Here is a 13814-nt window from a genome sequence, read left to right on the forward strand (position 1 = left end):
GCTCCTTGTACGACCTGGCGGCCCTCGTGACCGTACTGGGGACGGGTGTGGCGCTGGTGGCGCTCGGCGTCGCGCCCGAGTCGCTCGCAGCGGTGACCATCGCGCTGGCGGGCCTCTACTCCGCATGGCGCACAGGACCAGGTGGCCAAGGTACGGGACGAGTGCCCGAGCCGACGACACGCGACGACCAGGACCGGGAAGCCGAAGCGGCCAGGCGAGAGCGGGGTCACTCGTAGCCCCTTCGGCAGAGGTCGGTGGCCTCGTTCACGGTCGAAGGGGACAGGGCACCGATCGCTCCGAGCCGGAGCTCATCGACGCGTTCGATCAATTCAGGCAAGAGATCGAATCCTTCGAGACAGACTTGACCGATTTGGGTTAGCGGCTTGTGACTTCGCTCCACCAGAGCCCATGCTGCTCGGGTTCGGAGAAGCAGAAGATGTCCGGCCCTGGCGTCGTGCCATGGCGGCTTCTGACTCGCGGACCTTGGAGTTCCCGTGGACACACCTGTCCTGCGGGCCGGTTCGGCATGTTCACCATCCCCGGCACGCGCATCGGAGCCGATTCGGCTCCCCCGTCGCCAGTTCCCGAGCGACGGCACCTGCCTCGTCAGGTCCTCTTACGGCCCCTCCCCCATTCCGGCGGCACACGCCCAGCCTCTTGGGGAGACACCGTGACCACTCCCCCGTTCGAGCCGAGCGTCGCCCAGCAGACAGCGCTCGTCGAGCACCTCGTGAGCGCCGTGGTCAGCGACGCGACCGGAGAAGCCCAAGGCGACGTATGCCTGGGCGAACCTCCCAGTGCCCGCTATTTCATGGAAAGCCTCGGTCCCCACGCCATCGAGCCGGGCGGCGCCGCTCCACGGTACGGACGGACCACTCCGGACAGCCTCGGGTTCGAGTTCGAAGCCGAGAACGCCAGCTCCGTCACGGTCAAGGCCAGAGCCTCGTTCTACTACTCGGCGCTGCCGACCCGCGTCCAGCAGCTGGAGTGGGCCGGCGAACGCGAGGAACCTTACCGACTGGCTCCGTTGTTCAAGCGACTTGGTGTGACGGTCGGGCCGGTGGAGATCGTCCTGGGGCACGAGGCCGGTCTGCGACAGACCCTGGAGGCCGAGTTCCGGCGCGCCTTCGCGGAGGCTGTCGAGTTGGCTCTTCGCGACCCGCGGATCGACCGTCGCGTCGGGAGCGACCGCCGAGAGCGGCTGGTCCCTCCTGCTGCGATGAAGGACGACGACGCCTTCGAACAGTGGCTGGCCCGGGAAGTGGGCGGGGACCCCGTGGTGCCGTCGCCCGCCGCGCATGTCGTCGTCACGTCGAGGCCGGTCGGCGCCGGTCGGCTCCGTGTGACGGCGACACTCCAGAACCTCGCCAAAGACCCCGTCGTGACCGTCCAGGGGCGGGGTAGCAACGCCGGCCGTACCCGCCGTGACGAGGCCAGGGACAACGCTCTGTTCCGCGCGGGCCTCGAAGTCGAGGGCGACCGTCTGCTGCCGATCACGATGGACCTCGGTGCCGACGCCTATCGCTACTCCGGGGAGCTCGGGGCGTACGCGAACAACTGCGGTGTCGAGCCGCGGTGGCACGACGGACGACTCGTGGCCGTGCGCAGTGTGCCCGTTCCACAGCACGACACCCACCGCGCCGTGGCCCGGACCGACGAACGATGGGGATACGCGGCGCTCGCGACCGACCCGCTGCCTGTGCTCGACGACCTCGCCGACGAGATGGAGGCGTACCTGAACGCGCCGGCCTGGAGCACAGCGGACCTCCAGGACAGGCCCGGACTGGCCGATCGGAAGGAGGCCGACCGACGGGCTGCCGCGCTCGAGGTCTCGCGGTTCCGCGACGGCATCGCGTGGTTGCGACGGGACAGGCGCCTGCTGGTGGCGTTCCAGCTCGCGAACGAGTCCATGACGGAGCTCAACCGGCGTCGGAAGCGTCCGAGTCGTGGATGGCGGCTGTTCCAGCTCGTGGCCATCGTCAGCCAGCTCGGCGCCCTGGCCTGGCGGGAGCACCCGCAGCACCTCTTCTCCCCCGGGCTCTGGGGCGACGACCAGAGCGTGGACCCGACCGAGGCGGCCACCGTCGTCTGGTACCCGACCGGAGGTGGCAAGACCGAGGCGTACCTCGGACTGGTGCTGGTATGCATGTTCTACGACCGCGCCAGGGGCAAAAAGGTCGGGGTCTCGGCCTGGTGCCGCTTCCCCCTCAGGTTGCTCACCCTGCAGCAGACGCAGCGGCAACTCGACGTCGTCGCTGCCGCGGACATCGTCCGGGACCGGAACGCCGAGAGGCTCAAGGAAATCGGCGGTGACCCCGGGTGGCCGTTCTTCATCGGGTTCTACGCCGGCGGCGGCAACACGCCGAACTCCCTGACCACCGACCGCACGCTCGACCGCCTTCGGTCGAGCGAGGCGGAGCGGCATGCGTTCCGGCTGGTGCACGACTGCCCCTACTGCGGTGAGCGGTCGGTGCACATCCCGCCGCCCGACCCCCAGCGCCTCAGGTTGGAACACGTCTGTGGCAACGAACGGTGCGGCAAGGTCCTCCCCATCGTCGTGGTGGACACGGAGATCTACCGCTACCTCCCCACCGTCGTGGTCGGCACTCTGGACAAGCTCGCGAACATCGGACTGTCGGACCGGTTCGGCGCGCTCTTCGGGGACGTCGACTGCTGGTGCACGCCCCACGGATTCGGTCGGGGAGGCAAGTGCCACGAGCGTCATGCACCAGGCCATCCGAAGTCGCCCCCCGAGCCCTTGGGGACTCCCCTCTACGACCCCTCCCCGTCGTTGGAGATCATCGACGAACTCCACATGGTCAACGAGGAACTCGGTGCGTTCTCAGGGCACTACGAGGGGCTCCTGGCAGAGGTCCAGCGCACGCTGACAGCCCGGCAGCGCCCCGACGGACGGGGCGTCCGGATGAAGGTGGTCGCGACCACCGCGACCATCCGTGGCGAGGACCGCCAGAGCGAACACCTCTTCGGCCTGCGGTCGGTGGTGGTGCCTCTTCCCGGCCCCAACCTCGACGAGAGCTTCTACTGGCGTCTCGACCGCGGTCTTCCCCTGCGCCGCTTCGTCGGGGTCATGCCGACACGGGGTACGGCGGAGATGACGCTGGTCAGGATCCTGACGTCCGCGCACCGGGCCCTGTGGAAGCTCGACCAGCGTCGGGACCTTCCCTCGGCTCTCGAAGCATGGCCGGAGGAGGAACTCCGCGCAGTCGTCGACCTGTACCGAACGAGCCTCACGTATGCGACGACCCTCGTGGACTTCGGCCGTATCCGGCGCTCGCTGGACACCCAGGTCAACGAGGCCCTGCGCAGGGAGGGGTTCCCCGACCTCCGCGTGGCCGAGCTCAAGGGCGAGACGCGCCTGGACGAGGTGCGTGGTGTCCTGGACGACCTGGGCAGCACCAACGGCAGCACGGGCATGGTCGTCGCGACGAGCATGGTCAGCCACGGGGTCGACGTGGACCGGTTGAACCTCATGCTGTTCAACGGGATGCCCAGGTCCATGGCCGAGTACATCCAGGCGTCGTCACGGGTCGGCCGTGCGTACCACGGCCTCGTGTTCATGCTCTTCAACCCGGTGAGGGAGCGGGACCGGTCGCACTACCGGTACCACGGGAAGTTCCACGAGTACCTGGACCGCATGGTCGAACCGGTGGCAATCAACCGCTGGAGCCGGTTCGCCGTGCGCAGGACCCTCCCCGGGATACTGATGGGCCACCTCCTCCAGATCGCCAACCGGGACTGGTGGCGGGCGGGTAACGCGCCGGGCCACCTGCACGACCTCTCGAAGATGCAGGCCGCGCTCCGCGATCCTTCGATCGGAGGGCTCGAAGGTGTCCAGCTCACCGAACTGCTGGAGGCACTTCACACGGTCTTCCAGTCGGATCGCCCGGAGGGCCAGGAGCTCCACAGCGATCTCGAGGACATGGTGGAGCACGCGCTGGCCAGCCTGCGCTCCGCCGGGGCCTCCGCCGGCCTCTCCGGCGGCAACAACCGCGGATACCGCGCCACAGGCGACTACCTGGGCCTCGAGTACCGGCCCATGACGAGTCTCCGGGACGTGTCCGAGGGCATCCCGTTCCACATCGTGTCCGACGGCAGGAGGTCGTGATGGCGTTCAACCCGCGGAACGACGACATGGCCCGCGATCGAGGGCAGGTCCTCTACCGGTACCGCCCCGGTCAGACCTTCGACCACCGCGGCGGCTACACCGCCCAGGTGGTGCAGTTCGGGCGGGACGAGGAGTTCGACGGCCCCTCGCTCGACCGCGATCACCTGGTCCAGGAGGCCATGCGGTTCGTACGCAGGTGGCGGGCCGCCGGCCGTGCGTTCGCCGCCGGCTCCGACCGGGCACCCGAGTTCCCCGGAGACGAGGACCGGCTCGCTGATCGCCACTACGAGGTCGTGGTCCCCGGCAAGGTCTTCTGCCGGATCTGGCCCCGGGTGGTGCGCTGCGCCAGCGGAAGGTGCGGACACGTCTGGTCGGCCGGTGACCCCCGGCCGGGAACGGACGACTGGCCGCCGGCCTGTCCCGCGTGCGGCAACGCCGTCGGTAACCGGCAGCTCCAGTTCGTGTTCGCACACAGGTGTGGCGAGATGTCACCGATGTACCCGCCGAGCAAGTGCCCCAGAGGTCACACCCGGTTCAGGCTGGACGACCGTGCGAGTCGGTTCCGCGACTTCCGGTGGGAGTGCATGACATGCGGCTTCCCGCTGGGTGTGCAGTGGAGCTGCAACAACTCCTCATGCAGCTACGCGGACAAGTTCATGCATCCCCTGCTCCACACGGCGGGGACAGCGCATGTCGGCCAGGGCCTGACGCTCGTGAACGTGACGACGACCGAAGAGGCCGCCCGTCAGAGCAACCCCCTCTATACGGCCGCCGTACTCGGCTGGTGGCTCGGTGAGATCACCGAGGAGGAGTTCCGGCGACTCACGGACGGGCACACGGTGGACGTCCCCGACGAGGTCGTCGAGAGCATCCGTGTGATGGAGGAGGCCGGTCTGCACGACCAGGCGCGCGCGCTGCGGGCGCGCTTCATGCCCGTCGAAGTGGACCATCTGAGGGAGCGGGTGGGCAAGGCTCTCGGACTAGACACCGAGAGCGACGACGCCCGCGGGCTCGCAGCCGAGCTGCACACCTACCGTCGGGTCCTCAATCTGGAGCGCTTGGGCGTGCCCCGCCTCCAGCGGGAGGCGCGCAACCCCGAGCGCAGCGCTCTCTACGAGCGTTACCCTGAGGTCCTTGCGGCTGCCGGCCTCGGCCGAGACACCTGCCTGGTGAGCGATCTCCCGATCACCTACCTCGCGATCGGCTACAGCCGGACGGGTTTCAGCCCTGAGGAGGCGGATCTCGTGCCCTACCGGGGTCGCGCCTCACGGGGCACGCCCGAGAAGACCCTGCTCTTCGCGCACCCCACGCAGGCGGAGGCCCTGCTCTTCCCGGTGGACAGGGAACGGGTGAGCCGGTGGTTGGTCCGCAACGAGCTCGTGAGTCGACGCGCCCTCGACGACGCCGGCGGCGTCGCCCAGTGGCTGGTGCACCAGCTCGGTCCGAGCGACGGCAAGGCCCTCTCCCACGAGACCCGCCCGGCACCGGGGCATCCCGACCTGCCCGTCCACGAGCTGTTCGGTCTGCTCCACTCCCTGTCGCATCAGCTCCTGCGGGCGCTGGCAGTCGACAGTGGGTACAGCGAGACCAGCTTGTCCGAGTACCTGTTCCCGTACGACCTGGCCTTCGCCATCTATCCCAACGGCGGAAGCGAGTTCAGCCTCGGTGCCATGCGGACCGTACTCGAGCAGAACCTCGACGCGGTCGTGAGCCGGGCCGTCGACAACGACTCCTGTCTGTATGACCCCAACTGCATGATCACAAACGAGGGTGCGGACCACGGTTGCCTCCAGCTCCCCGAGACGGCCTGTCAGTCCTGGAACCGGAATCTCTCCCGCTGGCACCTGTTCGGTTCCCCGGATGGCTCGAGGGTCGGTTACTGGGACCCCACCCTGTGACCGCCTGGTCGTGGGCAGGGCCCACTATCGGCCCTCCCCACGACCTGCCCTGCCAGACATCGCACGACCCGTTGACCGCCGATCGCACACAAGCGAGCCCGTGTGCAACCCGAACTGGACCTGCTTGACACCGTCGCCTCACATCAGCAGGGCATCCCACTCTGCTACCCACCCAGGGCCGGATCGGCATAGGTGGATACTCGCAACCAGTATCAGAAACCGGAAGCAGGCTGGACATTCGGCGTGAAGTACGACATAGCAGCTCCGGAACCGGCGGGCATGGTCGCCTCGCTCAGTTCGCTCGGGTACTCCCTGCCTGCCGCCATCGCGGATCTCGTGGACAACAGCATCTCCGCGGGGGCGTCCACGATCGACGTCGAGTTCACCTGGGCCGGGCAGGACTCCTGGATCGCGGTCGCTGACGACGGTGCCGGGATGACCGCGGGTGAGCTCGTGACCGCCATGACCGTGGCCGCGCGAGGCCCTGCGACACCCCGAAGCGCCACGGACCTGGGGCGCTTCGGCGTCGGCCTCAAGTCGGCCTCGTTCTCACAGGCCAGGCAGCTTACCGTCGCCACCGCCACCGCCGGCGAATGGCACGTACGTACGTGGGACCTCGACGTCGTCGAGAGGTCGGGCGAGTGGCGGCTGCTTCGCGGCGCGGACGAGACGACCACCAAGTTGCTCGGCAGGCTCCGAGGTGAGGGGGACCACGGCACCGTCGTGCTGTGGCGGCGCCTCAACGGCTACCACGTCGACGCGGTGACGGTGGAGGACGAGCGGACCCAGAAGCAGTTCTACGCGGAGGCCGCCCGCACGGAGTCCCACCTGGGCATGGTCTTCGGCAGGTTCCTCACCGGAAGCCGACGTCGCAACCTGCGTGTGTCGGGCAGCCCCGTCGAGCCCTGGGATCCGTTCCTGTCCCGTCACCCGTCCGTACAACCGCTTCCGGTCGAGCGTCTGCGGTTGGGGGCGGGCTCTGTGCGAGTGGAGGCGTTCGTCCTCCCCAGTGCCCAGAGGCTCACCCCGGACGAGTACGAGAAGGCCGGCGGCCCGCGTGGATGGCTCGACCAGCAGGGGTTCTACGTGTACCGCCGGGACCGTCTGATCCTGGCTGGTGACTGGCTCGGACAGCGCGGGTTGCGCCGCGAGGAGAAGTACAACCTGGCACGGATCGCCGTGGACATCCCCGCCGAGACGGATGTCGAATGGGGGGTCGACGTCCGGAAGTCCAGTGTCGTCCCGCCCGTCGCGCTGCGTTCTCATCTCCGGCGCATCGCTCTACAGGCCAGGAGAAGGGCCGCCGACGTGCTTCGGCACCGCGGGCAGATCGCTGCGCGCACGCACGGGGATCCGCTCGTGTACGCATGGAACGTCCGTCGTGTCGACGACCAGGTCACCTGCCGGATCAACCGGGGCCACCCTCTGGTGAAGGCGGCTCTGCGCTCTGGCGGTACCGGCTCGGATGACGTGCGTGCCCTGATCCGCCTGCTTGAGGAGACGGTGCCGGTCACCGCCCTCCGCGTGATGCACGAGACGGACACCAGCGACGACCCCGAACCCTTCGGAGGCCCCGGGCCCGCCGGCGCCGAGGCCACGGAGGTCGCACAGCGCATCTACGAGGCACTGGTCTCCGATGGCCGCTCGCCTGCGGCCGCCCGCGAACGCCTCCGGACGATGCCCCCCTTCGACCAGATGCAGGGCTTCTGGAACGGGTGAACCCGTTGTCAGTGCCCGCCCCTAGCCTGCCCCATGCCGTTCCCACCCAGCCGGAGGTCTTCTGTGAGTTCCACCCCCGAGGACTCTCTCGAGTCCCTTGCCAAGGCCCGTCGCCTGGTTCTCGCGCTCCTGTCGCAGGACCGTCAGCCGACGCCGGACGAGGTGCAGAACGCGGTCACCGTCATCTTCGGGATGCTGGCCGGCCAGGGCGAGGTTCTCGACCGTGACCAGCTGGCCAAGGAGATCGAGGTCCTGACGGCGGTCTTCCAGGAGGGCTCCTCCGGGCTGGAGAGCGACAGCGGGCACGAGCCCTGGCTGCCCGAAGCCAAGAACGACCGGGCCTGGGACTTCTGGGAACGTTACCGCCGTTACCTGGAGGACGTCCGGAACCTCCCTCCGGTCGTCGTGCGCCGGCTGGACCAGAGCACGGACGAGGTCCTGAGCCAGCTCGAGGACCCGCGCCGTGTCGGCTCGTGGCGCCGGACGGGCCTGGTGATCGGGCAGGTCCAGTCGGGCAAGACCGGTCAGTACATCGGGCTCGCCGCGAAGGCCGTGGACGCGGGGTACCAGTTCGTGGTGATCCTCGCCGGCATCCACAACGACCTCCGGAGCCAGACCCAGCTGCGTGTCGACGAGGGGCTCCTGGGGTTCGACACCCAGCACCAGCAGCGGTCCAACCAGAACGGGAAGTCCCGCCTCATGGGTGCCGGCAGGATGCCGGGCGCCAAGAAGCTCGACATCGCGTCCCCCACCAACAGCTCGGAGAAGGGTGACTTCGGCCGGCAGGCGGCCAACGCCGTCAACTTCCCGCTCGGTCGTTTCCCGGTCGTCCTCGTCGTCAAGAAGCACTGGAAGATCCTCGAGTACCTGCGGACGTGGGTGACCGAGGTCCAGGGCACGGAGGACGAGAGCGGGAACAAGGTCGTACGCGACATCCCGCTGTTCGTCATCGACGACGAGGCGGACAACGCCTCCATCAACACCGAGCGCGATCCCGACGCGGATCCGACCAGGACCAACGGTGCGATCCGTGAGCTCATGAAGAGCTTCGAGAAGTCGGCGTACGTCGGGTACACCGCCACCCCGTTCGCCAACATCTACATCGATCCCGACGTCGACCACGCCGAACTCGGCGCCGACCTCTTTCCCGACAGCTTCATCCGCACTCTGCCCTCGCCAACCAACTACCTCGGTCCGGAACGGGTGTTCGGCCTCCAGGTCGACAACGACGACGAGGAGGACGTGCCCCCGCTTCCGCTCGTACGCCCCGTGGACGACGCCGAGGGCTGGGTCCCGAGCAAGCACAAGTCCTCCTTCGTCCCCTCCGACGACCTTCCACGGTCCCTCCGGGAGGCGATCGCCTCGTTCGTCCTCGCCAGCGCTGTACGGCGGGTGCGCGGACAGACGAAGGTGCACAACTCCATGCTGGTGCACGTCACCCGCTTCACAGCGGTCCAGGGGATCGTCCGCGACCAGGTGGACGACTACCTGCGGCTCCTCGTGGACTCGCTCCGCGACCGGTACGGACAGGCACCGCAGCGCATGGCCGAGCTCCGGGCCCTTTGGGAGCGGGACTTCGTTCCCACCACGGACCACTTCCCCGCGGACGAGGCGCAGCGCGTCACCTGGGAGGACGTGGCGAGCCAGCTCATGCCCGCGCTACGGAAGATCGTGGTCAAGACGGTCAACGGCGCCTCCCGCGACGCACTCGACTACTACGAGCACCGCAGGACCGGTCTCTCGGTCATCGCGATCGGAGGCCAGAAGCTCTCCCGGGGCCTCACCCTGGAGGGGCTGACGGTCAGCTACTACCTGCGCACGTCCAGCACGTACGACACCCTGCTCCAGATGGGGCGCTGGTTCGGATACCGGCCGGGACACGAGGACCTCTGCCGCCTGTACACCACCCCCGACCTTCAGGCGAAGTACATCGAGGTGACTGCCGCGACGGACGAACTGCGTCGTGAGGTCGAGGAGATGGCGGCGTTGAACCTCAGTCCGAGGTACTTCGGTCTGAAGGTCCGCGCCTCCTCTCTGGGCCTCGCCGTGACGGCTGCCAACAAGATGCGCCAGGGCACGAAGGTCCTGCTCAGCTACTCCGGTGAGGGACCGGAGACGGTGATCTTCAACGTCTCCGACGGGGTCCCGGAACACAACCTCAAGGTGCTCGGGGACTTCGTACGCAGGCTCGACGGCCTGGCCACCGCCGACCAGAAGGTAGCGGGTGCCAACGTGACGTGGAAGCAGGTGCCCTCCGAAGCTGTCGTGGACTTCCTCACCCGCTACGAGACCGACCGCATGGCCCAGAGGGTGCGCCCCCGCTTCATCGCGAAGTACATCGAACAGTGCATGGCCGTAGGTGAGCTCCCGCAGTGGACCGTGGTCCTGGTCGGGAAGCAGGCAGCCGAGTCCCCGCAGGACATCGCCGGTTACAGCCTGGGGCCCGTGAAGCGGTCGGCACTCAACGACGTCGAAAGCGACGGTCGGTACACGATCCGCCGCCTGCTCAGCCCTCCCGACGAGTACCTCGACCTCGATCCCGACCAGGTGGAAGCCGCCTTGGAAGCGACGCAGAAGGCTGCAGTCATCAAGAAGCGGGAGAAGGTGCCCCAGTCGCCTTCGGGGGACCATGTCCGCTGGCAGCGCCGAGCCGACCAGGCACTGCTGCTCGTCTACCTGGTCGAGCGGCCGACGACGGAGCACGGTGAGGCCCGGCCGCCACTGGTGGGCTTCAAGGCGAGCTTCCCGCGCTCCGAGCACCAGTCCGACACCGAGTACGTGGTCAACAGCATCTGGCAGAAGGAGGGCCTCGACGCCCTGGACGACGAGGAGGACGAGTGACCGTCACCGAGTCCGAGTGGCGTGACCTGGAGGCACCCCAGGGAGCCCCTGGTCGTTCCCGCATCCGCCTGCACCCGGACGCCCCGTTGGACGTCTTCCTCTCCGTCTCCCACCCAGCACAGCAGCGCATGCTCGTGCTCAGGGCGGACGCTCGCTCCGCCGACCACATCGTGCGCTCCGTACGCCAGCTGCCTCGCGCTGCCGGGCTGGAGATGAACGTGAGCGCCGTGTCGCGTCTCGAGTACGAGCTCCAGGTGGTCCTCACCGCCGACGAGCTGCGAGAGGTGTTCAACCCCCTCGTCACGGACGTGGCCGACACGGTCCGAGAGGCCCCCGGCGCCGCAGCAGCCCTGACAGCAGCAGTGGAGAGGTTCGAGCGGTGGCAGGACCTCCTGCGTGCCGTCGGCAGAGACGGTCTCGGCCCTGAGGCCCGCCGTGGGCTCGTCGGCGAGCTCCTGGTGCTGCGCGACCACATCCTGCCCGTCGTCGGGCCGGCCGAGGCCGTCGACGCGTGGACGGGGCCCAGTGGAGCCAACCAGGACTTCCAGCTGCCCGGAGTCGCCGTCGAGGCGAAGGCCAGCACCGCCAAACGGCCCCGCAGCATCCGGATCGCCAGCGAGCGGCAGCTGGACGACACCGGGACGCCTGCGCTCCTGTTGGCGTTGGCGATGCTCGACGAACGGCGGGGTGGATCAGGAGAGAGCCTGAACCGCCTGGTGGACCGTGTACGCGAGCAGCTGACGAGCCCTGCCGTCCGAGCCGCCTTCGACGGTCGCCTTGTGCAGGCCGGCTATCTCCCCGGCCAGCGCGACGTGTACGAGGAGCCCCGTTACACCGTTCGCGACCTGCGTTTCTGGCACGTGGGGGAGAATTTCCCGCGACTCGTCGAGGCGGATCTTCCCGAGGGCGTCGGCGAGTGCTCGTACCACGTGAACACCTCGGGACTCGACCACCACCGCGCCACGGCCGACGAGGTGACCGCACTGATCGGGGGACCCCATGCCTGAGCTCGACCTGTCCCAGTACGCCCACGACGTCGTCACGGACGTCCAGGCCACCGCCGACGCCGAGGGGACCACAACCCCGGAGACGTTCACCCGGCGCGTGTTCGAGGACCTGGAACGGGCCGGCATCGTGTCCAACACGTTCACCGCCTACCACTCGGCCCACGGTCATCTCGTGCACGGGTACGGCATCGGGGACTCCGGGGAGTGCCTCGACCTCTTCGTGACCGACTTCGACCTGGACCCACTGGAGTCCAAACTCACGAAGGGACAGGCGGAGACCGCGTTCAGGCGCCTGCTGACGTTCGTCCGCCGGTGTCGGGACGGGCTGCGCCAGCACATCGACGAGTCCTTCGACGTGTACGACATGTGCGCGGCGGTGGAGAAGGCGCTCACCGAGGTACGGAGGATCCGGCTCTTCCTGCTCAGCAACCGCGTCGGGACGAGTACCGCCTTCCCGCCCACCGAGTTCGACGGCCTCCCCGTGACCCACGAGGTGTGGGACCTGGCACGGCTGCACCGCCACGAGACGTCCGGCAGCATCAGCGAGCCCATCGTGGTCTCGTTCGATCCTCCTCTGCCCTGTGTCTCGGCGCCCAGCAGCGAGCCGGACCACTCGGTGACCATGGCCGTGATCCCCGGCCAGAAGCTCGCCGAGCTCTACGGGGTGTACGGGACCAGGCTCCTCGAACTGAACGTCCGCTCCTTCCTGCAGGCCCGCGGGTCGGTCAACCGTGGTATCCGGGAGACCCTGCTGAACTCCCCCGGCAGGTTCCTGGCGTACAACAACGGCATCACGGCGACCGCTTCGCAGGTCGACTTCGTCCACGATCCGGAGGGCAGGCCCACGGGCATCTCCCGCGTGCACGGGCTCCAGGTCGTGAACGGCGGTCAGACGACGGCTTCTCTGCACTACGCCTCCAGCCGCGACAAGGCGGACCTGTCACACGTGGCCGTGCAGATGAAACTGACGGAGGTCTCCCCGGAGCGGCTTTCGGAGATCGTCCCGATGATCTCCGAGTACTCCAACACCCAGAACCGCGTGACGCTGGTCGACTTCAGCTCGAACCACGAGTACCACGTGGCCGTACAGCGGATCACCCGCTCCCTGTGGGCGCCGGCGACGGACGGCAGTGGTGAGGAGACTCACTGGTTCTACGAACGGGCGCGCGGCCAGTACACCGACGAGGTGGCCAAGGCCCGGACGCCCGCGAAACAGCGCACGTTCAAGAAGCTCAACCCGACGAAGCAGAAGTTCACCAAGGCGGACCTCGCGAAGTACGTCAACTCATGGAGTCTCCTCCCGTTCAGCGTCAGCCGCGGCGCTCAGAAGAACTTCGTCGCGTTCATGGACCGCATCAGCGAGGCGCCTCCACGGGTCGACGTCCAGTACTGCCAGCGCGTGATAGCCATGGCCGTCCTCTTCAAGGCAGTCGACCGCATCGCTGCGAACCACGAGGCGGGCAGCTACAAGAGCATGATCACCACCTACACCATGGCCCGTCTGGCGCTCGCCACGGAACAGCGCATCGATCTCGACAGGATCTGGCGTGAGCAGCGGGTCTCACCAGCCCTCGAAGCCGCGATCGACGACCTGTGCCCCCGGGTCATGCGGGTTGTCAGCAGGCCTCGTGAGGGCAACCACGTGGGCGAGTGGGCCAAGAAGCCCGCCTGCTGGGACGCCGTCTCCCGTGTGGCCTGGTCCGTGCCTCGCGACCTGGAGGCCGAGCTCCGTGATCAGCCGCTGGACGACGAGGCCCTCGCGGGTGGTGCGGAAGGCGATCGGGGAGCGAACGACGAGGTGAGGTCGATCCCGGCGGACGAGTGGTATGCCATCGAGCGATGGGCGAAGGAGACGCACAACCTGGATCCCTCGCAGCGCCAGCTCACGCAGTACGTCGGCCGACGACTCGAGCTCGAACAGGAGGTTCCCGAGCCACAGGCGGTACAGGCACTGCACGCGCGCAACGAGGCGCTTTCCCTCGGGTTCGTCCCCGATCCGTAGGTCCGCTCGTCCCGGCCCTCAGAGCTCCCCGCTCGAGCAGGTCCCTCATGGCGTCCTCGGCGCGGCGGAGCACGATCCGCCCGTCTCCGTCGCTGAAGGCCAGGAGGTCCACCCCCGGTGGGATGCCCGCCTCCGCGAGCAGACCGATGGGGAGCTCGACCCGGCCGTGGTCGTCGACACGGATTTCTGCAGGTCCACGAAGCCTGGGACGAGTGTGGCAC

General features: G+C 68.3%; 6 protein-coding genes. All 6 read left to right on the top strand.

Annotation, left to right across the window (positions count from 1 at the left end):
* The first annotated feature begins 730 nt into the window (after positions 1-730).
* The 6 genes from ABD954_RS09800 to ABD954_RS09825 all read left to right on the top strand — a co-directional run bounded on the left by ABD954_RS09800 (position 731) and on the right by ABD954_RS09825 (position 13593).
* Positions 731-4126: a helicase-related protein gene (locus tag ABD954_RS09800; protein ID WP_345485497.1), complete on the top strand. Its 3396-nt coding sequence runs from the start codon at positions 731-733 to the stop codon at positions 4124-4126.
* Complete coding sequence (locus ABD954_RS09805; protein WP_345485499.1) at positions 4126-6024, top strand: hypothetical protein; 1899 nt, start codon at positions 4126-4128, stop codon at positions 6022-6024. The genes ABD954_RS09800 and ABD954_RS09805 overlap by 1 nt, the downstream gene beginning before the upstream one ends.
* Positions 6025-6267: 243 nt before the next feature.
* Positions 6268-7743, top strand: a complete 1476-nt coding sequence (locus ABD954_RS09810) for an ATP-binding protein (RefSeq protein ID WP_345485500.1) — start codon at positions 6268-6270, stop codon at positions 7741-7743.
* A gap of 63 nt (positions 7744-7806) precedes the next feature.
* Positions 7807-10584, top strand: a complete 2778-nt coding sequence (locus tag ABD954_RS09815) for a Z1 domain-containing protein (RefSeq protein ID WP_345485502.1) — start codon at positions 7807-7809, stop codon at positions 10582-10584.
* A complete protein-coding gene (locus tag ABD954_RS09820; RefSeq protein ID WP_345485503.1) occupies positions 10581-11591 on the top strand; it encodes a PD-(D/E)XK motif protein in 1011 nt (336 codons plus the stop codon). The genes ABD954_RS09815 and ABD954_RS09820 overlap by 4 nt, the downstream gene beginning before the upstream one ends.
* Positions 11584-13593, top strand: coding sequence for an AIPR family protein (locus ABD954_RS09825; protein ID WP_345485504.1), 2010 nt, complete (start codon positions 11584-11586; stop codon positions 13591-13593). Before ABD954_RS09820 ends, ABD954_RS09825 begins: the two co-directional genes overlap by 8 nt.
* Positions 13594-13814: the final 221 nt, after the last annotated feature.

It is taken from the genome of Streptomyces roseoviridis, from assembly GCF_039535235.1.
GTDB classification, from domain to species: Bacteria; Actinomycetota; Actinomycetes; order Streptomycetales; family Streptomycetaceae; genus Streptomyces; species Streptomyces roseoviridis.

Bases quoted from the DNA above. Each gene is read 5' to 3' on its own strand.
- ABD954_RS09805 (WP_345485499.1), top strand. From the start codon at position 4,126: ATGGCGTTCAACCCGCGGAACGACGACATGGCCCGCGATCGAGGGCAG.
- ABD954_RS09825 (WP_345485504.1), top strand. From the start codon at position 11,584: ATGCCTGAGCTCGACCTGTCCCAGTACGCCCACGACGTCGTCACGGAC.